This is a genomic window from Leucobacter chromiiresistens (assembly GCF_900102345.1).
GTDB classification, from domain to species: domain Bacteria; phylum Actinomycetota; class Actinomycetes; order Actinomycetales; family Microbacteriaceae; genus Leucobacter; species Leucobacter chromiiresistens.
Genome location: NZ_FNKB01000001.1, coordinates 637,208 through 657,015 on the forward strand (window position 1 = coordinate 637,208; position 19,808 = coordinate 657,015).

A 19,808-nucleotide genomic window follows, 5' to 3' on the forward strand; every position below is an offset into this window, starting at 1 on the left:
GGGGTCAGTAGTGCATCGTGCGGTCGACGGCCTCGAGCACGCGGTCCGCGTCGGGGAGGAACATCGGTTCGATGGCGGCGGCGGGGAAGGGCACGTCGTATCCCGAGACGCGCAGCACGGGCGCCTGGAGCGAGTAGAACGCGCGCTCGGCGACGGTCGCCGCGATCTCGCTGCCGACACTGGCGTTGCCCGACGCCTCCTGCGCCACGACGAGGCGCCCGGTCTTGCGCACCGATGCGAGCACGGGCTCGTAGTCGATGGGAGACACGGTGCGCAGGTCGATCACCTCGAGGCTGGTGCCCTCCGACTGGGCGATCTCGGCCGCCTGCAGCAGGGTCGTGACCATGGCGCCGAACCCGACGACGGTGCAGTCGGTTCCGGCGCGGGCGACGCGGCTCTCGTGGAGTGCGGCGGCGGGGGCGCCCGGGTCGACGGCCCCCTTCTGCCAGTACTTCGCCTTCGGCTCGAAGAAGAGCACCGGATCGTCCGAGGCGATGGCCTGCTGGATCATCCAGTAGGCGTCGTTCGCAGTCGATGGGGCGACCACGCGCAGCCCTGCGGTGTGGGCGAAGTACGCCTCGGGGCTCTCCTCGTGATGCTCGATCGAGTTGATGTGCCCGCCGTAGGGCACGCGGATGACGATCGGCATCGATACGGCGCCGTCGTGCCGCGCACGGATCTTCGCGAGCTGCGTGGTGATCTGGTTGAAGGCGGGGAAGATGAACCCGTCGAACTGGATCTCGACCACGGGGCGGTAGCCGCGCAGGGCGAGGCCGATGGCGCTGCCGACGATGCCCGCCTCGGCGAGCGGGGTGTCGAGCACGCGGGCCGATCCGAAGTCGGCCTGCAGTCGGTCGGTGACGCGGAAGACGCCGCCGAGCGGGCCGATGTCCTCGCCCATGAGCAGCACGCGATCGTTCTCGACCATGGCGGTGCGCAGGCCCTCGTTGATCGCGCGGGCGATGGGCAGTTCGGTGCGCTCGGCGAGCGTCTGGATCTCGGTCATGCGTCGCCCCCCTCGAACGAGGATTCGTACTCGGTGAACCAGGCGCGCTGCTCGTCGATGCGCGGGTGCGGCTCGGCGTAGACGTGCGCGAACATCGACTCGGGGTGCGGCTTCGGCAGGGTCAGGATCTGGTCGCGCACCGCCTTCGCCTTGCGGTCGGCGGTCTCGGCGACCTCGGCGAAGAACGCGTCGTCGACGCCGAGCTCGCGCAGGTGCGCCTCCAGTCGGGCGATGGGATCGCGCAGGCGCCACGTCTCGAGTTCGCCCTCGGGGCGGTAGCGGGTGGGGTCGTCGGCGGTGGTGTGCGCGCCGATGCGGTACGTGAGCGCCTCGATGTACCCCGGGCCGTGCCCCTCGCGGGCGAGGCGCAGGAATCGGCGGCCCACGGCGTACGCCGCCAGCGGATCGTTGCCGTCGATCTGTACGGCGCGCAGGCCGAATCCGAGCGCGCGGCGGTAGAGGGGGGTGCGCGACTGCCGGGCGACCGGCACGGAGATGGCCCAGCCGTTGTTCTGCACGACGAAGACCTCGGGCGTCTGGTAGCTGGCCGCGAAGATCATCGCCTCGTTCGGGTCGCCCTGGCTGGTGGTGCCGTCGCCGTAGAAGACCATGGTGGCCTCGCCGGTCGGCGTGCCGGGCTCGCCGGCGTCGAGCGCGGTGCTGCCGGTGCGCCGCTTCGCGTCGAGCACCTGTGCGAGGGCGTGGCCGGTCGCGTGCTGCGTCTGCGAGCCGAGCACCAGGGTGTAGAGGTGCACGTTGCCGTTGGCGGGGTCGGTGATGTCCCAGCCGCCGTGCGTCACGCCGCGGAACTGCGCTGCGATGTCGAGCAGGTCGACGCCGCGCACGTGGGCGACGAGGTGCTCGCGGTACGCCGGGAAGACGTGGTCCTGCGGCTCGGTGGCGCGCACCAGCCCGACCTGGCACCCCTCCTGGCCGACGCTCGGCACCCAGAGGGCGAGCTGGCCCTGGCGCTGCAGATGCGTGCACTCGGTGTCGAAGGCGCGCGTCGTCACCATGTCGCGGTACCACTGGGAGAAGGCTTCGACGCCGACGCCCTCGAGCTCGGCCGCGTACTCGGCAGCGGTCGCCGACGGCGCGTACCCGCCCTCCGCGTCCAGGAAGCGGATCGGCTCGGGATCGTCGCCGCGCAGCAGGCGCTCGGTGCTCTCTTCGCTCATCTCGATTCAGTGTAATGAGTGGTGCTGCGCCCCGCGGGATATGCGATCGCCTCGAGGTGCCGTCGCACGATGTCGATGACGACCGGCACGCTCTCGGGCTCCCCGACAGAGATGCGCACGCCGACGCCCCCGAATGGGCGCACGAGCGTTCCCGCCTCCGAGAAGTCGGCGGCGAGCGCGAGCGCGTCGGGCACTCCCCCGGGCGTCTCGCCGGTCTCGGGGATCCACACGAAGTTGCCCTGCGCCTGCGGGATCGCGAGGCCCAGGTCGCGCAGCGCTGCGGCGAGCGCGTCGCGGCGCTCGGTCAGCTCGGCGACGCGCTCGGCGTGCACGGCGCGGGCCTCGGGGGTGAGCGATGCGCGGGCGGCGCTCTCCGCGATCCCGGTCACCGACAGGGGGATCGCGACGCTGGCCGCGGCCGCGAAGATTGCCGGGTCGCCGACGCCGTATCCGATGCGCAGCCCCGCCAGCCCGTACGCCTTCGAGAAGGTGCGCAGCACGACGAGGTTCGGGTGCTGCCGCAGCACGTCCTCGCCGCGTACAGCCTCGGGGTCGGTGACGAACTCGCGGTAGGCCTCGTCGAGCACGACCAGCGTGCGCGCGGGGACGCGCGTCATGAACCGGTCGAAGTCGGCGCGGCGGATCGTCGGGCCCGTCGGATTGTTGGGCGAGCACAGCAGCACGACGCGGGTGCGCTCGGTGATGGCGGCGGCCATCTCGTCGAGGTCGTGCTCGGCGCTCGGGGTGAGCGGCACGCGGCGGGCCACGGCCCCCGAGGCGAGGCCGAGCGACGGGTACGCCTCGAAGCTCGGCCAGGCGTGCAGGTACTCGTCGCCCGCGCCGGCGGCGGCGTGCACGAGCTGGAAGAGGATCGCGACGGAGCCGGCTGCGAGGTGCACGTGCGCTCCGTCGACGCCGAACTCCGCGCCGATGGTCTCGCGCAGCTCGGGCATCGCGACGGCCGCGTAGCGGTTCACGTCGGCGCGCTGGGCGATGGCGTCGAGCACGCCGGGAAGCGGCGGGAACGGGTTCTCGTTGCTCGAGAGCTTGTAGCCCGGCTTCGTCGGCGCGGCGCCCTGACGGTATGCGGGAACGGCGAGCACGTCTGCGCGGAAGCTGACGGGGGGCACGGCCTGGTCACTCATGAGCTTCAGTGTAGTGATGGGCCGTGCGCGAGCGGCAGGGCCCGCGAGTGCGAACTGCTCCGGTTCGCGCGAAGTGCTCGTGCTCATGCGAACCGCACCCGTTCGCGCGAAGTGCACGTGCTCGTGGCAACCGCACCCGTTCTCGCGAACCGCCCCGATTCGCGTGCCCTGCCGCCCGCGCAGCGCAGGTGAGACAATGAGGCATGCGCACGCTCATCCGGATCCTCGTGAACGCCTTCGCACTGTGGCTCACCACGCTCATCGTGGGTGGCAGCGGCGAGCACGGCGTGTGGGTCGAGCCGATCAACGACGACGGATCGGGCAAGGTGCTGACGCTCGTGCTCGTCGCCCTGGTGTTCGGTCTCGTCAACGGCACCCTCGGCAAGGTCGTGCGCTTCGTCTCCATTCCGCTCTACATCGTGACGCTGGGGCTCTTCGGGCTGATCGTGAACGGCCTGCTCCTGGCCGTCGTCGCCTGGCTCTCCGACCTCGCGGGGTTCGGGCTGCGCCTCGACGGGTTCTGGTGGGGCGTGCTCGCGGCGCTGGTGCTGTCGATCCTCTCGGGCATCCTGAACGGCCTGCTCGGCACCTCGCGCAAGCAGGCCGGCTGAGCTCCGACCCAGCGACGACGCCCCGGGCGGGCGGCGTGGGAGAATGGTCGACGGACCGCGATCCCGACTCCGAGAGGCTCACATGACCCCGCTTCCCACGCAGCCCATCAGCCCCCTCGACGGACGCTACCGCGCTGCGGTCGCCGAACTCGGCGAGACGCTCTCTGAGGCGGGCCTCAACAAGGCGCGCGTGCACGTCGAGGTCGAGTGGCTCGTGCACCTCACCGAGCACTCCCTGATCGGCGGCTCCCCCATCGACGCCGATCAGGTCGCCGCGCTGCGGGAGTGGGCTGCCGACTTCGGCCAGGACGAGATCGACGAGCTCGCCGAGACGGAGCGCACCACCCAGCACGACGTGAAGGCGGTCGAGTACCTGGTGCGCGCGCGCCTCGAGACGCAGGGCCTCGGGCATCTCGCGGAGCTCACCCACGTCTGCTGCACGAGCGAGGACATCAACAACCTCTCGTACGCCCTCACCGTCAAGCAGGCGATCGCCGACGTGTGGCGTCCGCGCTTCGAGCGGGTCATCGCCGAGCTCGCCCGGCAGGCCGAGCAGTACCGCGAGCTCCCGATGATGAGCCGCACCCACGGCCAGCCTGCGACGCCCACGACGCTCGGCAAGGAGCTCGCGGTGTTCGTGCACCGTCTCGAGCGTCAGCTCAACCAGATCGACGACGTCGAATACCTCGGCAAGTTCTCGGGGGCCACCGGCACGTTCGCCGCGCACCTCGCAGCGGATCCCGATACCGACTGGGCGCAGGTGTCGCAGGAGTTCGTCGAGGGCCTCGGTCTCGACTGGAACCCCCTCACCACGCAGATCGAGTCGCACGACTGGCAGGCGGAGCTGTACACGCGCATCGCGCACGCGAACCGCATTCTGCACAACCTCGCCACCGACGTGTGGAGCTACATCTCGATCGGCTACTTCCGCCAGATCCCCGTGGCGGGCGCCACCGGCTCGTCGACGATGCCGCACAAGGTCAACCCGATCCGATTCGAGAACGCCGAGGCCAATCTCGAGCTCTCGAACGCCATCCTCGACTCGCTCGCGGCGACCCTCGTCACGAGCCGCTGGCAGCGCGACCTCACCGACTCCTCCGCGCAGCGCAACATCGGCGTGGGGCTCGGGCACTCGGTGCTCGCGCTCGACAACATCCTGAAGGGGCTCGGGCAGATCGATGCGGCCCCCGAGGTGCTCGCCGCCGATCTCGACGCGAACTGGGAGGTGCTCGGCGAGGCGATCCAGACCGTCATCCGCGCCGAGGTGACCGCGGGCCGCTCGTCGATCAGCGACCCCTACGCGGCGCTCAAGGAGCTCACGCGCGGCCGCCGCATCGGGCAGGCCGACCTCGTCGAGTTCGTGGAGGGTCTCGAGATCGGCGACGCGGCGAAGCAGCGACTGCTCGCCCTCACCCCGGCGACGTACATCGGCGACGCGGTGCGGCTCGTCGACTACCTGCAGCGGTAGGTGCGGGATCGCGGCGGTCGCGCACGGAGTCTCGCTCTGGGCCGCCGCTCCCGCCGCGCCGCGGCCGCGGGGATCAGTGCCAGTTGGGCTTGTCGTCGGGCTGCTGCAGATCCTTGCGCGCGTCGAGGTCGTCCTGGCTCGGCTTGCCGCCGAGGCCGACCAGCGCGACCATCATGATCGACACGATGAAGCCGATGCCCAGGAAGACGGCGCCGAGAACGAGGTCGCGCGTCGTCAGCAGCACGACGAGTCCGGCGAACACGCCGAGCACGACGGAGAAGCCGATGAGCTCGAGCGGCTTCAGGCGGTCACGGCGCGTCGGCGTCACGGGATCCTGATTGGCGGGCTCGGGGGACTGAGTCATCGTCTGCTTTCCGGAGGGCTCGAGAGGGGTGAACGGTCGCTGGAGGCGCCGTCGCTGGGCGCGTGCGCACGGCGCGTGTCGAACGCGGAGATGCCGAGGAACACGCCGGCGAGCACCGCGTACGCGCCGAGGAAGCCGAGCACGGCCACCTCATCCGTGCGCACGAGGATGACGAGCAGTGCGAGCAGCATGCCGGTCGCCCCGAGGAACACGGCGTCCTGGCGGCTGCCCGGGCGCACCGCCATGCCGACGAATTCGAGGAGCGCGCTGAGCAGCGCCCAGCCGGCCACGACGAGTGCGAAGACGATGACGGTGTCGGCGAGGGCGAGGCCCAGCGCTGCGGCGAGCGAGACTGCGCCGAGCAGCAGCGGGAGCGGATTGCCGCCGCTAGAGCGGAGCGACCACCACTCGACGAGGTGCGCGATGCCGACCGCTCCGATGGTGAGCGCGGCCATGCCGAGGTCGAACGACAGCTGCTCGTGCAGTGTCGCCGAGAAGGCGATGGCGATCCCGGAGAGCAGGAGCACGGCGACGCGCACCAGCTTGATGGGGCGAGACACGGGCGTTTCGGGAGTCGTCGATCCCGCAGTTGTCGAAACTGCAGCAGGCATGACACCCCTTTCTCGGTCGGACCCAGTCTACCCCGGCGTCGCTGGGCGGATTCCCCGCCACGGGGCGGAGCCGCGGGCGGCCGCAGCGCCGCGGGCGGCCGTCACACCTGGGGCATGTCCTGGAAGCGCGAGTAGTGCCCCTGGAAGGCGACGGTCACGGTTCCCGTGGGGCCGTTGCGCTGCTTCGCGAGAATGAAGTCGGCCTCCCCCGCGCGCGGGCTGTCGCGATCCCCCACCGCCTCGCGGTGCAGCAGGATCACCATGTCGGCGTCCTGCTCGAGCGAGCCCGATTCGCGGAGGTCGCTGATGGCCGGCATCTTGTCGGCGCGCTGCTCGGAGGCTCGATTCAGCTGCGAGAGCGCGATCACCGGCACGTCGAGCTCTTTGGAGAGCAGTTTGAGCGCGCGCGAGAACTCCGAGACCTCCTGCTGGCGGCTCTCCGACTTCTTGCCGCTCGACAGCAGTTGGAGGTAGTCGATCACGACCATGCGCAGCCCGTGCTGCTGCTTCAGTCGGCGGCACTTCGCGCGGATCTCGACGAGCGTGAGGTTCGGGCTGTCGTCGATGTAGAGCGGTGCCTCGGCCACGCGCGCCTGGGTCGCAGCGAGCTTCTGGAAGTCGCGGTTGTCGAGCGCGCCCTTGCGCAGCGTCTGCATGGGGATGCTGGCCTCCGCCGCGAGCAGACGCATCGCGATCTCGGCGCGCCCCATCTCGAGCGAGAAGAACACGGTGGGCGCATTCGCGTGCACCGAGGCGTTGCGCGCGACATCCATCGCGAGCGTGGACTTGCCCATGGCGGGTCGGGCGGCGATGATGATCATCTGCCCGCCGGCGAAGCCGTTGGTCATGGCGTCGAGCTCGCTGAAGCCGGTCGGCACGCCAAGCATGCCGTCGGCGGCGCCGTTCGCCTTGTTAATCTCCTCGAGCGCGGCGTCCACGGCCAGGTGGAGCGGCACGTAGTCCTCGCCCTGGCTCTCCCCCGTCACGCCGTAGATCTCGGACTGGGCGACGTTGACGAGGTCGATCGCCTCGCCCTCGCCCGCGTACCCCATCTGCACGATGCGGGTTCCCGCCTCCACGAGGCGTCGGAGCAGCGCCTTCTCGGCGACGATCTCGGCGTAGAAGCTCGCGTTCGCGGCGGTCGGGACGATGCTGGTCAGCGTGTGCAGGTACTCGGCGCCGCCGGCGCGCTGCAGTTCGCCGCTCTTGGTGAGCTCGTCGGTGACCGTGATGACATCGGTGGGCTCGCCCCGGGAGTAGAGCGAGAGCACGGCCTCGTAGATCACCTCGTGCTTGGGCACGTAGAGGTCGGAGCCCTTCAGCAGCCCGGTGACGTCTGCGACCGCATCCTTCGACAGCAGCATGCCGCCCAGGGCGCTCTGCTCGGCGAGCAGGTCGTACGGGGGAGTGCGCTCGTGCCCGCGCGACTCATCGTCGACGAACGGATCCGAGATACCCAGGTGTGCAATGGACACGCAGACTTCCTCTCACAGCGATGGATTCGGCTACTGAACGATCAGACACCAGACCCCGGACATTCACGGTAGGCCCCGCATCCCGGCGGTCCAAACGCCCCGCCCGGCGAAGTGTCCGCGCCTGTGGATAACTCGGTGGAGAACTCACCGCGCAGAGCCGTTCGTTGTCCACATGCTTGGGGAGAACTTGTGGATGGGGTGTGGAAGCGGAATTCTTTCGCGCCTGTGAACTGGGGTTTTGGATATCCACAGGCGAAAAGTTATTCAAGTCTCAGGTACAACTTGAGTCTTCGAGAAACGCCCGACATGTGGAGAACTTGCACTCGAAGGAGGCGCCGCGGTAGCGGCTCCCGAGCTCGACCGCATCACGCCGTTCACGGGCCGTTCAGCGCCCCGCAGCCATCTCGTAGATCAACGCGACGGGCCCGTCAGGGCGCGCGGAACGGGCGCGCCGACCACGAGAAGAGGCGCCCGAGAAGGGCGCGCGAGAAGGGCGCACGAGCGCGAACTGCGGGCTGCGAGCGGCGAGCCGGCGGTCAGCGGCGGGCGCAGATGCGAACGGCGGGACGCCGGCCCGGAGAACCGAGCCGACGTCCCGCCGTGACGTGCGCGAGGCGTTATCGCTGAGCGATGACCTGCAGCGTGACCTTGGCGTCGACGCCCTCGTGCAGGTGCACGATGGCCTCGTACTCGCCGGTCGTCTTGATCGCGGGGAGCGTGATCTTGCGCTTGTCGATCTCGCCGATTCCCGCCTCCGAGACCGCCGTCGCGACTGCCGCGGGCTTCACGGAGCCGAACAGACGGCCGCCGTTGCCGGTCTTGGTGACGAGGCGGATCTTGCCCTCCTGCAGCTTGGCCTTGAGCGCCTGCGCCTCTTCGACCGACGCGAGCGCTCGGGCCTCGCGCGCAGCGCGGAGCTGCGCGACCTGAGCCTCGCCGCCGCGGGTCCAGTGCACCGCGTAGCCCTGGGGCACGAGGTAGTTGCGCGCGTACCCGGTCTTGACGTCGACGACGTCACCGGCGGAACCGAGGCCCTGGACCTCGTTCGTGAGGATTACCTTTGACATTTCTCTACTCCTTACCGGCCGGAACCGGCGTAGGGGAGGAGAGCCATCTCGCGGGCGTTCTTCACGGCCTTCGCGATGAGTCGCTGCTCCTGAACGGACACACCGGTGATACGACGGGCGCGGATCTTTCCACGCTCGGAGATGAACTTGCGGAGCGTGGCGACATCCTTGTAATCGATGACGCCGACGGTCTGCTTCTTCGCGGGTGCGAGGGTCTTGGCGTTCTTACCGCGACCCGGCTTGCGGGCTGTGCCGCTGGACTTGCCTGCCATAATTGGTCTCTTTTCGTGATGCGTTCCGGCTGAGCCGGATCAAGAAGTTTAGAAGGGTTGCTCGTCGTCGAAACCGCCGCCGAAGCCGCCGCCGCTGCCGGACTGGCCCTGACCCGAGTTGGTCCAGGGGTTGTCCTGCTGCTGAGGAGCTGCGGGCTGGCCCCAGCTGCTCTGCCCTGCGGGCTGGTTTCCGCCGGCGTTGCCGCCGCCGAAGCCGCCCACCTGGCCGCGAGCCTGGCCGCGAGCGACCTGGGCCGTGGCGAACCGGAGCGACGGCCCGACCTCTTCGACCTCGAGGTCGAGAGAGGTGCGCTGCTGGCCCTGGTTGTCGGTGTAGCTGCGCTGGGTGAGGCGGCCCTGCACGATGACGCGCATGCCCTTGGTGAGCGATGCCGCGATGTTATCGGCGTACTCGCCGTATGCGCGGCACCCGAGCCACAGCGGTTCGCCGTCCGACCAATCGCCCGACTGACGGTCGCGCACGCGAGGGGTCGAGGCGATCCGGAAGGTCACCCACGACTTGCCCGCCTGGCTGACGCGCGGCTCCGGGTCGGCAACGAGGTTGCCGACGACTGTGATCAGCGGCTCGCCGGCCATGCGCTAGGCGCCGACCTTCGCGGCTGCGCGAGCGGCCTTAGCCTGGTCGTGCTTCGTCTGAGCCGCGCGCTGGGCGATGAGCTCGTCGGAGCGCAGCACCTTGGTGCGGAGCACGGCCTCGGAGAGACCCAGCTGGCGATCGAGCTCAGCGGTGGCCTCGTGGGTCGCGGTGAAGTTCACCACGACGTAGATGCCTTCGGACTGCTTCTTGATCTCGTAGGCCAGACGGCGCTTGCCCCAGATATCGGTGCTCTCGATCTCGCCGCCCGCATTGCGGATGACGCCGAGGAACTTCTCGATGCTGGGGGCCACGGTGCGCTCGTCGATACCCGGATCGAGGATCACCATCAGTTCGTACGGATGCATTATTGACCCACCTCCTTCGGACTTCACGGCCACAGGATTTCTGTGACAGGAGGGTGTTGATACATCGTGCCGTCGCGCAGCGCAGGTGCGCTGAACGCAGACAACTTCAACAGCTTAGCACCTTCGAGCGGCACCGTCATCCGATCAGACTCCGGCGCCGCCGCGGAAGAACTGGAGGGTGTAGTCGTACCAGGGGCCCGTCATCACGATCGGCCGCCACCCGGTGTCGACGCCGCGGCGCATGGCCGCGTTCGAGCCGATGCACACGTAGGCGACGCGATCCGCGCGCGCCTCGTAGACGTGCAGGTGCAGATCGCCCATGTTGTGCCACTGCGGCATGCCGAGCTGGTGCAGCGCCGCGAGGTTGCCGGCCCGCAGCTGCTCGTAGATCCACGCGTTCCAGGCGTCGTCGGAGTGCCAGGTGCGCTCGAAGACGCGCACCACCGGTGTGCCCGTGGACCTGCGCCGCAACCCGTCGGCACTGCGGTTGAACCAGAGGCGGTGGCGGATCATGAAGGCCCCGCCGAGCGAGATCGCGAGCATGAAGATGAGGCCGAACGGGATCATCGCCAGCGTGAGGGCGCGGCTCGCCCCCGCCGCGGCCGAGCAGTCGATCCCCGGGCTGCAGGTCGGGCCCGCACCTGCTGCGGCGCCGAGGGAAACGGCCACGAAGACGCCACCGAGCACCACGAAGCCGATGGACCAGGCGAGATGGAAAGCCGTGCTGCTCCGCCTGATCTCGGGGAGGGTCGCGAGCTGCTGCGCCGGGCCGAGATAGCGGCTCACCCGGCCGGCGCCTCTGCGCTCGACGCCTCTCCACCCGGCGCCGATTCGGCGCCGGGCCCGCTCGGTGCCGGCGTCAGGCGCCGGAACGCCTCGACCGTGCCGATCGGCTCCCGCTGCCCGCCGACGTGCACGATCTCGTCGCCGTCGACGGTGAGCTGCGTCGCGTACGCCCGCAGTGCTGCGGTCTTGCGGGGAAGCCAGGGGGAGACGTCGTGCGCCTCCACCGTGTTCGGCGACGTGTCGGCGGGCACGGGGCCGGCGTCGCTCGAGAAGACGTCGGAGACGATCGCCCAGAACGGGATCTCGAGCGCATGCGCGACCGCGCGCGCGAGCCGATGCGCGAAGACGTGATCGGGGTGGCCGTAGCCGCCGCCGTCGTCGTAGCTCACGATCGCCTGCGCGTTCGACTGGTACGCGGCGGCCAGCAGGTCGTTCAGCGCCTCGACCGCGGGCGCCGAGGTGAGCGCATCCGGGCTCGCATCCTCCGCCGCCGTCGCGCGGCCGTCGGGGCCCCACGCCATGCCCGAGTCCTCGTAGATCGCCGGGGGATACCCTTCGGCGCGGGCGGGCTCGACCCCGAGGAACGCGTGGCGATCCACCCCGAGCATGCCGAGCGCGGTCTTCAGCTCGTTCTGCCGGGCGACGGCGATGCCGTGGGCGGCGACGAGCGCCTCCAGCGGCCCCGCCACGACCTCGCCGCGCTCTCCGCGCGTGAGCGTCACGAGCAGCGGCTCCCGCCCGGCCTCCGCGAGGGCCGCGAGCGTGCCGCCGGTCGCGATCGTCTCATCGTCGGGGTGGGCGTGCACGAACAGCACCCGCGCCCGCCCGTCGAACCACGTCGTTACGTCTGCATTCACGTCACGCACTCCCATTCACTCGCCGCCGTGCTCGGCGTACCACTCGCGAAGCCGCGCCTCCGCGGCCTCCGCTCCGATCGGACCCTCGTCGAGGCGCACCTCGAGCAGGTGGCGATACGCGCGCCCCACCGCGGGACCGGGCCCGATGCCGAGGATCGCCATGATCTGCTCGCCGTCGAGCTCGGGTCGCACCGCTGCGAGTTCCTCGGCCTCGGCGAGCTCGGCGATGCGGCGCTCGATGTCGTCGTAGGCGTGATCGAGGCGCTCCGCCTTGCGGCGGTTGCGCGTCGTGACGTCGGCCCGGGTCAGGATATGGAGCCGTTCGAGCTCTTCGCCCGCGTCGCGGACGTAGCGCCGCACCGCCGAATCCGTCCACGGCTGATCGCTGTAGCCGAAGAAGCGCAGGTGCAGCTCGATGAGACGTGCGACGCGCTTCACCGTGTCGTTGTCGAACCGCAGTTCGCGCAACCGCTTCTTCGCGAGCTTCGCGCCCACCACGTCGTGGTGGTGGAAGGTCACGCCGCCCCGCTCGAAGCGCCGGGTCGCCGGCTTGCCGATGTCGTGCAGCAGCGCGGCGATGCGCAGCACGACATCGGGGGAGCCGGCGCCCGGAGTCGAGGCGTCGCCGTCGTCGTCGTCGCGATCCCGCCGGGCGAGCTCCAGCTCGATGGCCTGCCGCAGCACCGTGAGGCTGTGCTCGTACACGTCCTTGTGCCGCCCGTGGTCGTCCTGCGTCGCGATGAGCGCCGTCAGCTCCGGCAGGAACCGCTCGGCGAGCCCCGTCTCGACCAGCAGGCGGATGCCGGGGAGCGGGTCGCGGGCGGAGAGGAGCTTCACGAACTCGTCGCGGATCCGCTCGGCCGAGATGATGTCGAGCCGCTCGGCGAGCTCCGCCATCGACGCCCGTGTCGCCGCGTCGACCTCGAATCCGAGCTGCGCGGAGAAGCGCGCGGCGCGCAGCATGCGCAGGGGATCATCGGTGAACGACTCCTCCGGGGCGCCCGGCGTGCGAATCCGCTCGGCGAGCAGATCCTCGAGGCCGCCGGAGACGTCGACGAGACGCATCTCGGGGAGCATCAGTGCGAGGGCGTTGATCGTGAAATCGCGCCGCACGAGGTCGCCCTCGATGGTCTTGCCGAACCGCACCTCGGGCTTCCGCGAGTCGTCGCGGTACGTCTCCGCGCGGTATGTGGTGATCTCGACGGTCTCGCCGAGCACGTTCGCCGCTATCGTGCCGAAATCGCGGCCCACGTCCCAGACGTTCGTCGAGATCGCGTCGAGCACCGCGCGCGTCTCGTCGGGGTGGGCCGAGGTCGTGAAGTCCAGGTCCGTCACGGGTCTGCCGAGCAGCGCGTCGCGCACCGGGCCGCCCACGAGGGCGAATTCGTGGCCGCGCTCGGCGAACGCGGCGGAGAGGGCCGCGACCGGGGCCGAGCCGGCGATGGCGCGCAGCGCATCCATGGATGCAGCGAGGGAAGGCATCCCTCTAGGGTAGCCGGGTCCGCCTCGCGGGTCGGATCCCTAGACTTGTCGCCATGCTCCCTGTTCTCCGTCGGCACGCGCGCTCCGCGGGATCCTGGGCACTCGCCGGAGCCGTGCTGATCGGCGCGATCACGGGTCCCGTGCTCGCAGCTCCGCGCAGCGCCGACGCCGCACCCTCCGCGGAGGTCAGCGGCGACCCCGACATCGAACTCGTCGTGGCACCGCGCCAACCGGTGATCGCCGCGGCCGACGACGAGGTGCAGTTCGGCCTGCTGATCCGCAACGCGACGTCCGCCGAGCTGCCGGCCGGCACCGTGACGCTCGAGATCGGCGCTGCTCGCGTCACCGACGCCGCGGACCTCGACGCCGAGCCGCCCGCCGCCGCGGTCGGCTTTGCCGAAGCAGAGGTGGGGCCGACCGCATCGGGGGCCGACCAGACCGCGACGGTGACCGTGGCGCGCGCCGACCTGCCCATCGATCCGGGCGCCGCCCCGGGCGCCTACCGGGTCGGAGCGACGCTGGAGTTCACGGAGGAGCCGCAGCCGGGGTTCGCGGTGTTCGGCTCCGAGCCCGCCGACGAGCCCTCCGACGATCCCGCGAACGTTCCGTCGCCCGTGTCGAGCACCACCGCCGTCGTCTGGAGGGGCGCGGGGGCGCAATCGGTTCCGGTGAGCGTCATCGTGCCGTTCGTGCTGCCCTCCGACATCCGCACGCTGCCGACCCGTGGGCAGCTCGAAGAGCTCGCCCCCGGCTGGGACCGGCTGCTCACCGCGGCGCGCGCCCATGAGGCGACCCTCGCCATCGATCCGCGCATCATCGCGGGCATTCGCGCCTACGGCGACGAGGCGCCGCGCAATGCGCAGCTGCTCCTCAGCCGTCTCGAGACGACTCCGCTCCCATCGTTCCTGCTGCAGTTCGCGGATGCCGACCCCTCCGCCCAGGCGGCGCTCGGATTCACGACCCTGCTCGAACCGACCAATCTCGATTTCGTCAGCCGCTTCGGCAGTTTCGGCGGCGAAGCAGGCACCGGGGGCGCCGTCGGCGTCGAAGCCGACGCCGACGCGTCGGGTGCGGGATCCGCCTCGGGGTCGAGCGCGGCGTCCGGCGCCGGTCAGGACGCGGAATCGAGCGCCGGTTCCGCGAACGGCGCCGATGCCGCGAATGCCGATGCCGAGGGCGTCGATGCCGAGGGCGCCGAAGGAGGATCGGACGCCGACGGCGCAGCGGATCCCGAGACCGAGTCGCTCCCGGCGCTCGCCGATCTGCTCGCCTGGCCGCAGGAGGATGCCGCCCGCGTCTGGCCCGCCGAGGGGCGCGCCGACCCCGCGCTCCTCCCGCTGCTCGAGCGCGAGGGCGTCGACGGCCTCGTACTGAGCTCCGATGGGGCGACTCTCTCGGGGGGGCCGCGCGCCGCGCTCGGCGACACGAGCGTCACCGTCACCGACGCCGGGCTCGACGCCGCAGCGCGCACCGCGCTCGAGGCCGCCACTGAGACCGAGCGCGCCGGGGGAGTCGCGCAGCTCGCGGCGCGCCTCGCCGTGGACGCGCAGCGCGGCTCGGACGGCGTCGTGATCGCCCTCGATCGCGGAGCGACTGGAGACGCCGCCGATCCCGCCGCCCTGCTCGAACAGCTCGAGGCGTTCGACTGGTCGACGCCCACGACGCTCGCCGAGCAGCGCACCGGAACCGTCGAACTCCGCGAGTCCGGCCCGCTCCCCGATCGACTCGAACTGCTCCGCTCCGCCTCGAACCGGGAGGGATCGGTGAACGAGCTCGGCGCCGTGCTCACGCATCCGGAGTATCTGAGCGGCTACCAGCGCACCCGACTGCTCGAGCTCTTCTCGACGCGGTACGCGGGCGACGCGTCGGGGTTCGCGAAGATCGCCGCCGACTACCGCAAGCGCGACGCCGAGCTGCTCAGCGGCGTGCAGGCGATCAGCACGGAGCACATCCAGCTCGTGGGCAGCTCGTCGCGGGTGCCCGTGCAATTGCGCAACGCGCTGCCGTTCGATGCCGTGGTCTCCGTCGACGTCGATCCGGCGTCGGCGGCCCTCTCCGTGGAGGAGCGCCGGTTCGCGGACGTCGTGGTGCCCGCGGAGACGACGGAGCGCGTGCTCGTGCCCGTGCGCAGCCGCGTCTCGTCGGGGGAGTCCGGTCTCGTCGTCAGCGTGTCGGATGCGAGTGCGCAGACGACCGTGTTCACCGGCACCCTGTCGATCACGATCCGCAGCAGCATCGAGACGATCATCTTCTGGGCGCTCGGCGGCCTCGTCGTGCTGCTCCTCGTCTTCGGCATCGTGCGCAGCGTGCGCCGTCGTCGCGGGCGGAGCGCCACCGGGGGAGCCCCGGCGGAGGCGCGCCGGGATCAGCCCCCCGCGATGTAGTGCCGGCGCCCAGCCGCCCAGGAATACGGCGCGCCTAGGATGGGTTGTACCACCCGAGCGGTCATCACCGCGACACAATCCCCAGGTGTGCGAGGAGCGTCATGCACCAGATCATCATCATCGGATCCGGCCCGGCCGGTTTCACCGCGGCGATCTACGCCGCGCGCGCCGGTCTCAAGCCCGTGCTGTTCGCGAGCGCCGTCGGCATCGGCGGCGAGCTCATGAACACCACGGAGGTCGAGAACTTCCCGGGCTTCCCCGAGGGCGTGCAGGGCCCCGATCTCATGCAGAAGATGCAGGAGCAGGCCGAGCGGTTCGGCACGGAGGTCGTCTACGACGACATCACCGAGGTCGACTTCTCTGGCGAGGTCAAGCGCGTCACGGCGGGCGACGGCTCGGTGCACGAGGCGCACACCGTCATCTACGCGACGGGTTCGGCCTACCGCAAGCTCGGCATCGCCGATGAGGATCGCCTCTCCGGTCACGGCGTATCGTGGTGCGCCACCTGCGACGGGTTCTTCTTCCGCGAGAAGACGATCGCCGTCGTCGGCGGCGGCGACTCGGCCATGGAGGAGGCGACGTTCCTCACCCGCTTCGCCGACAAGGTCTACGTGATCCACCGCCGCGAGGAGCTGAAGGCGTCGAAGATCATGCAGCAGCGCGCCTTCGACAATCCGAAGATCGAATTCGTGTGGAACTCCGAGGTGGCCGCGATCCACGGCGAATCCGAGGTCACCGGCCTGACGCTGCGCGACACGGTCGACGGCTCGGAGCGGGAGCTCGCGATCGAGGGCCTGTTCATCGCGATCGGCAATGATCCGCGCACCCATCTGGTGCACGGCAAGCTCGATCTGACCGCCGACGGCACCATCGCCGTCGAGGGGCGCAGCTCGCGCACGTCGTCGCCGGGCGTGTTCGCCGCGGGTGACGTGATCGATCCGTCGTACCGTCAGGCGATCACCGCTGCGGCGTCCGGTACGGTCGCCGCCCTCGACGCCGAGCACTATCTCGCGGCGCGCGAGCAGGCCGAGCAGATCGCACTCGCGACTGTCTAACCGCAAGAACCGACAGAAGGAGTCACCGTGTCACAAGCAATCACCGTCGACGAGCAGAGCTTCGAGCAGGCCGTTCTCCAGAGCGACGTTCCCGTCCTCGTCGACTTCTGGGCGGAATGGTGCGGCCCCTGCCGCGCCGTCGCGCCCGTGCTCGATCAGATCGCTGCCGAGAACGAGGGCAAGATCGTGATCGCCAAGCTCAACGTCGACGAGAACCCGAATCTCGCGGCGCAGTACCGCATCACGTCCATCCCCGCGATGAAGGTCTTCAAGGGCGGCAGCGAGGTGCGCGAGATCATCGGAGCCATGCCGAAGCCGATGATCGAGAAGCACCTCGACGGCATCATCTGAACCCATCCCGGGGAGCGGAGACGCGCTCCCCGGTACGCGAACGGCCGGCGATCGACACCATGATCGCCGGCCGTTCGCGTTCTCACGCGCGGGTGTCGCTCAGGCGCCGAAGCCGGGATCGCCCAGGTCGGTGAGAATGCGCTTGAGGTCGGCGATCGTCGCGAAGTCGATGACGATCTGCCCCTTCTTCGCGCCCAGCTTGACGGCGACCCGGGTGTCGAACCGGTCGCCGAGGCGCTCCGCGATCTCCCCGAGCTGCGCCTGCACGCCGCCGGCGCGCGGCTTCGGCTTGTTGCGCTTCGGCTCCTCCGCGGCGGCGGCCTCTGCGGCGCGCACCGAGAGACCCTCGTTCACCACCTTGTCGGCGAGGCGCTGCATCGCGTCGACGTCCCCGTCGAGCGAGAGGATCGCGCGCGCGTGGCCCGCAGAGAGCACTCCGGCGGCGACGCGCGCCTGCACGGGCTCGGGGAGACGGAGGAGTCGGATCGTGTTCGACACCTGCGGGCGGGAGCGTCCGATGCGCTCGGCGAGCTGCTCCTGCGTGATCCCGAAGTCGGCGAGCAGCTGCTGGTAGGCCGACGCCTCTTCGAGCGGGTTGAGCTGAGCGCGATGCAGGTTCTCGAGCAGCGCATCGCGCAGCATGTGCTCATCCGACGTGCTGCGCACGATCGCGGGGATGGTCTCCAGGCCCGCCCGCTTCGACGCGCGCAAGCGGCGCTCGCCCATGATCAGCTCGTAGCGCGCCCCCTCGGTGGGCTCGGGTTCGATCGCGCGCACGACGATCGGCTGGAACACCCCGAACTCTCGCACGCTGTGCGTCAGCTCCTCGAGCGCCTCTTCGTCGAACTCGGTACGCGGCTGCGCGCGGTTCGGCACGACATCGTCGATGTCGAGGCGCGTGAGGCGCGCCCCGGGCACCTCCTGCAGCGGCGCCTCGTCGGCATCGCCCGCAGCGCTCTCCGCGGCGCCGTCGCTCGACGCGGCGACCGCGCTCGACGGGGTGCTCGCCGCACCCGCTCCGGCCGCGGGGCCAGCGGGGAAGAAGACATCGACGGGGCGCTCCTCACCCGACGCCGTCTGCGGAATGAGCGCGCCGATCCCGCGACCGAGACCGCCTCGTTTCTTGGTCGCCATGCCTTACGCCTTTCCGTCGTGCTGAATGTCTGCTGCCGGCGTGCCGCCGGCTCCGCGCTCCGCCATCTCGGCGGCCGCCTCCAGATAGGCGAGGGCGCCGATCGAGGCTCCGTCGTACGCGTGCACCGTCTGCCCGTAACTCGGGGCTTCGGAGATGCGCACCGAGCGCGGCACGATCGCGCTGAGCACCTGGTCGGGGAAGTGCGCCCGCACCTCGCCCGCCACCTCCTGCGCGAGGTTCGTGCGTGCATCGTACATCGTCAGCAGAATCGTCGAGATGCGCAGTTCGGGGTTGAGGTGCTTCTGGATCAGCTGGATGTTGCCCAGCAGCTGGCTGAGGCCCTCCAGCGCGTAGTACTCGGTCTGAATCGGGATCAGCACCTCGTGCGCCGCGACGAACGCGTTCACGGTCAGGAGCCCGAGCGAGGGCGGGCAGTCGATGAACACGTAGTGGAACGTGCGCTCGCTCTCCGCGAGGAAGGTCTGCAGCGCGGTGCGCAACCGCTGCTCGCGGGCGACGAGCGAGACCAGTTCGATCTCGGCGCCGGCGAGATTGATCGTGGAGGGCACGCACCAGAGGTTCTCGTGATCGGTGGTGGGCTGCAGCGCATCGGGGATCGTGTCGTCTCCGAGCAGCACGTCGTAGATGCTGGTGACCTCGGGGCGGTGCGGCACACCCAGCGCCGTGGAGGCGTTGCCCTGCGGGTCCATGTCGATCACGAGCACGGTGGCTCCCCGACGAGCCAGGGCCGCCGCGAGATTCACCGTCGTCGTGGTCTTACCCACGCCGCCCTTCTGGTTCGAGACCGTGATGATACGGGTCTCCGAGGGGAGGGGAGACACCGTCTCCGCGAGTTTGCGTCGTCGCCGAATCTTGTCGACGAGATGGTCGCCGACGAGCGACTTCTCCGCTTCAGCCATGTCTCACGATTTTAGCGCGGAAGACGCGGGTGGTTTCGGCGAGCAGCCCATTCGACGCCAATTCGGCGCCCAGCTCTGCAACCTCGACTCCGCGCACACGATGCTTCTGCAGCACCTTCGCCGCCGCCTCGATCTCGTTCTCCACGGAGGAGCCCTTCAAGAAGAGCATCTCCCCGCCGTCTCGCAGCAGTGGGGCCGTGAGCGGAACGAGCTTCCGCAGAGCGGTGACCGCGCGCGCCGTGACCTGATCGACGTCGAAGGCGCCGTGGAACTCCTCCGCGCGCCCGCGGCGCACCTCGGCGTTCGCCAGCCCGAGCACCTCGATCTGCTCGGAGAGCCACGCGCACCGGCGCTCCATCGGCTCGATGAGGAGGAACTGCGCATCCGGCCGAACGATGGCGAGCACGAGGCCGGGCATGCCGCCGCCGGTCCCGATGTCGGCGACGCGCGCCCCCGCGCCGATGAGCGGTGCGAGCAGGGCGCTGTTGACCACGTGACGCGTCCAGAGCCGCGGCGCCTCGAGCGGCCCGATGAGACCGAGCTCCTCGCCCCGCGCACCGAGGTCCGCCGCGAACGCCCGGAGCACGTCGATGCGGTCGCCGGCGAGCACCGCTGCCGCAGCGGGCTCCTGCTCGATCAGCTGCTCGACGGGCATGGTCGTCCTTCCAGAGGTTTCAC

21 protein-coding genes are annotated in these 19,808 nt (G+C 70.3%); 5 read left to right on the top strand and 16 right to left on the bottom strand.

Annotation, left to right across the window (positions count from 1 at the left end; translation table 11 throughout):
- Nucleotides 1-4 precede the first annotated feature (4 nt).
- The 3 genes from BLT44_RS02895 to BLT44_RS02905 are packed head-to-tail and all read right to left on the bottom strand — an operon-like array spanning nucleotide 5 to nucleotide 3,329.
- Entirely contained in the window at nucleotides 5-1,006 is a 1,002-nt protein-coding gene (locus BLT44_RS02895) for an alpha-ketoacid dehydrogenase subunit beta (protein WP_010155640.1), read from the bottom strand.
- A complete protein-coding gene (locus BLT44_RS02900) occupies nucleotides 1,003-2,184 on the bottom strand; it encodes a thiamine pyrophosphate-dependent enzyme (RefSeq protein ID WP_010155639.1) in 1,182 nt (393 codons plus the stop codon). The genes BLT44_RS02895 and BLT44_RS02900 overlap by 4 nt, the downstream gene beginning before the upstream one ends.
- The gene (locus tag BLT44_RS02905; protein WP_040505193.1) at nucleotides 2,181-3,329 is read right to left on the bottom strand and encodes a histidinol-phosphate transaminase; all 1,149 of its coding nucleotides are present in this window, start codon (nucleotides 3,327-3,329) and stop codon (nucleotides 2,181-2,183) included. The genes BLT44_RS02900 and BLT44_RS02905 overlap by 4 nt, the downstream gene beginning before the upstream one ends.
- Before the next feature lie 203 nt (nucleotides 3,330-3,532).
- On the opposite strand from BLT44_RS02905, the gene BLT44_RS02910 reads away from it, so the two are divergent.
- Both BLT44_RS02910 and purB read left to right on the top strand, forming a co-directional pair.
- Nucleotides 3,533-3,940 (top strand): phage holin family protein, encoded by a 408-nt coding sequence (locus tag BLT44_RS02910; RefSeq protein WP_010155637.1) that lies wholly within the window; start codon nucleotides 3,533-3,535, stop codon nucleotides 3,938-3,940.
- Between the two features lie 82 nt (nucleotides 3,941-4,022).
- Nucleotides 4,023-5,408: an adenylosuccinate lyase gene (gene purB, locus BLT44_RS02915; RefSeq protein WP_010155634.1), complete on the top strand. Its 1,386-nt coding sequence runs from the start codon at nucleotides 4,023-4,025 to the stop codon at nucleotides 5,406-5,408.
- Between the two features lie 73 nt (nucleotides 5,409-5,481).
- Here purB and BLT44_RS02920 read toward each other — a convergent pair whose 3' ends face one another.
- From BLT44_RS02920 to BLT44_RS02965, 10 genes are all read right to left on the bottom strand, one after another.
- Nucleotides 5,482-5,772, bottom strand: a complete 291-nt coding sequence (locus BLT44_RS02920) for a hypothetical protein (RefSeq protein ID WP_010155633.1) — start codon at nucleotides 5,770-5,772, stop codon at nucleotides 5,482-5,484.
- Nucleotides 5,769-6,383, bottom strand: a complete 615-nt coding sequence (locus BLT44_RS02925; RefSeq protein WP_029608135.1) for a hypothetical protein — start codon at nucleotides 6,381-6,383, stop codon at nucleotides 5,769-5,771. Before BLT44_RS02925 ends, BLT44_RS02920 begins: the two co-directional genes overlap by 4 nt.
- Before the next feature lie 101 nt (nucleotides 6,384-6,484).
- A complete protein-coding gene (gene dnaB, locus BLT44_RS02930) occupies nucleotides 6,485-7,858 on the bottom strand; it encodes a replicative DNA helicase (protein ID WP_010155631.1) in 1,374 nt (457 codons plus the stop codon).
- A gap of 617 nt (nucleotides 7,859-8,475) precedes the next feature.
- On the bottom strand, nucleotides 8,476-8,925 hold the full coding sequence (gene rplI / locus BLT44_RS02935; RefSeq protein ID WP_010155629.1) for a 50S ribosomal protein L9: 450 nt from the start codon (nucleotides 8,923-8,925) through the stop codon (nucleotides 8,476-8,478).
- 11 nt (nucleotides 8,926-8,936) lie between these two features.
- Nucleotides 8,937-9,197 carry a 30S ribosomal protein S18 gene (gene rpsR / locus BLT44_RS02940; RefSeq protein WP_010155628.1) on the bottom strand — a complete coding sequence of 87 codons (261 nt, stop codon included), beginning with the start codon at nucleotides 9,195-9,197 and terminating at the stop codon, nucleotides 8,937-8,939.
- 48 nt (nucleotides 9,198-9,245) lie between these two features.
- Complete coding sequence (ssb, locus tag BLT44_RS02945; RefSeq protein ID WP_010155627.1) at nucleotides 9,246-9,794, bottom strand: single-stranded DNA-binding protein; 549 nt, start codon at nucleotides 9,792-9,794, stop codon at nucleotides 9,246-9,248.
- 3 nt (nucleotides 9,795-9,797) lie between these two features.
- Nucleotides 9,798-10,160 (bottom strand): 30S ribosomal protein S6, encoded by a 363-nt coding sequence (gene rpsF / locus BLT44_RS02950; protein ID WP_010155626.1) that lies wholly within the window; start codon nucleotides 10,158-10,160, stop codon nucleotides 9,798-9,800.
- A gap of 144 nt (nucleotides 10,161-10,304) precedes the next feature.
- Nucleotides 10,305-10,946 carry a hypothetical protein gene (locus BLT44_RS02955; RefSeq protein ID WP_010155625.1) on the bottom strand — a complete coding sequence of 214 codons (642 nt, stop codon included), beginning with the start codon at nucleotides 10,944-10,946 and terminating at the stop codon, nucleotides 10,305-10,307.
- Nucleotides 10,943-11,803, bottom strand: coding sequence for a PIG-L deacetylase family protein (locus tag BLT44_RS02960; RefSeq protein WP_231291512.1), 861 nt, complete (start codon nucleotides 11,801-11,803; stop codon nucleotides 10,943-10,945). Before BLT44_RS02960 ends, BLT44_RS02955 begins: the two co-directional genes overlap by 4 nt.
- A gap of 15 nt (nucleotides 11,804-11,818) precedes the next feature.
- On the bottom strand, nucleotides 11,819-13,285 hold the full coding sequence (locus BLT44_RS02965; RefSeq protein ID WP_029608134.1) for a CCA tRNA nucleotidyltransferase: 1,467 nt from the start codon (nucleotides 13,283-13,285) through the stop codon (nucleotides 11,819-11,821).
- A gap of 53 nt (nucleotides 13,286-13,338) precedes the next feature.
- Between BLT44_RS02965 and BLT44_RS02970 the strand changes: the two genes are divergently transcribed.
- The 3 genes from BLT44_RS02970 (at nucleotide 13,339) to trxA (ending at nucleotide 17,075) form a co-directional block, all read left to right on the top strand.
- Entirely contained in the window at nucleotides 13,339-15,669 is a 2,331-nt protein-coding gene (locus BLT44_RS02970; protein ID WP_010155621.1) for a DUF6049 family protein, read from the top strand.
- Nucleotides 15,670-15,770: 101 nt separating this feature from the next.
- Nucleotides 15,771-16,724 (top strand): thioredoxin-disulfide reductase, encoded by a 954-nt coding sequence (trxB, locus tag BLT44_RS02975; protein WP_010155620.1) that lies wholly within the window; start codon nucleotides 15,771-15,773, stop codon nucleotides 16,722-16,724.
- Between the two features lie 27 nt (nucleotides 16,725-16,751).
- Complete coding sequence (gene trxA / locus BLT44_RS02980) at nucleotides 16,752-17,075, top strand: thioredoxin (RefSeq protein WP_010155619.1); 324 nt, start codon at nucleotides 16,752-16,754, stop codon at nucleotides 17,073-17,075.
- A gap of 99 nt (nucleotides 17,076-17,174) precedes the next feature.
- Here the strand turns inward: trxA and BLT44_RS02985 are convergent, their stop codons facing one another.
- From BLT44_RS02985 to rsmG, 3 genes are read right to left on the bottom strand one after another with little or no spacing between them, the layout of a single operon-like run.
- Nucleotides 17,175-18,209, bottom strand: a complete 1,035-nt coding sequence (locus tag BLT44_RS02985; protein WP_010155618.1) for a ParB/RepB/Spo0J family partition protein — start codon at nucleotides 18,207-18,209, stop codon at nucleotides 17,175-17,177.
- 3 nt (nucleotides 18,210-18,212) lie between these two features.
- A complete protein-coding gene (locus BLT44_RS02990) occupies nucleotides 18,213-19,130 on the bottom strand; it encodes a ParA family protein (RefSeq protein ID WP_010155617.1) in 918 nt (305 codons plus the stop codon).
- Nucleotides 19,123-19,785 carry a 16S rRNA (guanine(527)-N(7))-methyltransferase RsmG gene (rsmG, locus tag BLT44_RS02995; RefSeq protein ID WP_010155614.1) on the bottom strand — a complete coding sequence of 221 codons (663 nt, stop codon included), beginning with the start codon at nucleotides 19,783-19,785 and terminating at the stop codon, nucleotides 19,123-19,125. Before rsmG ends, BLT44_RS02990 begins: the two co-directional genes overlap by 8 nt.
- Nucleotides 19,786-19,808: the final 23 nt, after the last annotated feature.

What these genes read in the sequence shown, in the direction of transcription:
- BLT44_RS02895 (WP_010155640.1), bottom strand. Translation starts at nt 1,006, where the DNA reads ATGACCGAGATCCAGACGCTCGCCGAGCGCACCGAACTGCCCATCGCC.
- BLT44_RS02900 (WP_010155639.1), bottom strand. Translation starts at nt 2,184, where the DNA reads ATGAGCGAAGAGAGCACCGAGCGCCTGCTGCGCGGCGACGATCCCGAG.
- BLT44_RS02905 (WP_040505193.1), bottom strand. Translation starts at nt 3,329, where the DNA reads ATGAGTGACCAGGCCGTGCCCCCCGTCAGCTTCCGCGCAGACGTGCTC.
- BLT44_RS02910 (WP_010155637.1), top strand. Translation starts at nt 3,533, where the DNA reads ATGCGCACGCTCATCCGGATCCTCGTGAACGCCTTCGCACTGTGGCTC.
- purB (WP_010155634.1), top strand. Translation starts at nt 4,023, where the DNA reads ATGACCCCGCTTCCCACGCAGCCCATCAGCCCCCTCGACGGACGCTAC.
- BLT44_RS02920 (WP_010155633.1), bottom strand. Translation starts at nt 5,772, where the DNA reads ATGACTCAGTCCCCCGAGCCCGCCAATCAGGATCCCGTGACGCCGACG.
- BLT44_RS02925 (WP_029608135.1), bottom strand. Translation starts at nt 6,383, where the DNA reads ATGCCTGCTGCAGTTTCGACAACTGCGGGATCGACGACTCCCGAAACG.
- rplI (WP_010155629.1), bottom strand. Translation starts at nt 8,925, where the DNA reads ATGTCAAAGGTAATCCTCACGAACGAGGTCCAGGGCCTCGGTTCCGCC.
- rpsR (WP_010155628.1), bottom strand. Translation starts at nt 9,197, where the DNA reads ATGGCAGGCAAGTCCAGCGGCACAGCCCGCAAGCCGGGTCGCGGTAAG.
- ssb (WP_010155627.1), bottom strand. Translation starts at nt 9,794, where the DNA reads ATGGCCGGCGAGCCGCTGATCACAGTCGTCGGCAACCTCGTTGCCGAC.
- rpsF (WP_010155626.1), bottom strand. Translation starts at nt 10,160, where the DNA reads ATGCATCCGTACGAACTGATGGTGATCCTCGATCCGGGTATCGACGAG.
- BLT44_RS02965 (WP_029608134.1), bottom strand. Translation starts at nt 13,285, where the DNA reads ATGCCTTCCCTCGCTGCATCCATGGATGCGCTGCGCGCCATCGCCGGC.
- BLT44_RS02970 (WP_010155621.1), top strand. Translation starts at nt 13,339, where the DNA reads ATGCTCCCTGTTCTCCGTCGGCACGCGCGCTCCGCGGGATCCTGGGCA.
- trxB (WP_010155620.1), top strand. Translation starts at nt 15,771, where the DNA reads ATGCACCAGATCATCATCATCGGATCCGGCCCGGCCGGTTTCACCGCG.
- BLT44_RS02985 (WP_010155618.1), bottom strand. Translation starts at nt 18,209, where the DNA reads ATGGCGACCAAGAAACGAGGCGGTCTCGGTCGCGGGATCGGCGCGCTC.
- BLT44_RS02990 (WP_010155617.1), bottom strand. Translation starts at nt 19,130, where the DNA reads ATGGCTGAAGCGGAGAAGTCGCTCGTCGGCGACCATCTCGTCGACAAG.
- rsmG (WP_010155614.1), bottom strand. Translation starts at nt 19,785, where the DNA reads ATGCCCGTCGAGCAGCTGATCGAGCAGGAGCCCGCTGCGGCAGCGGTG.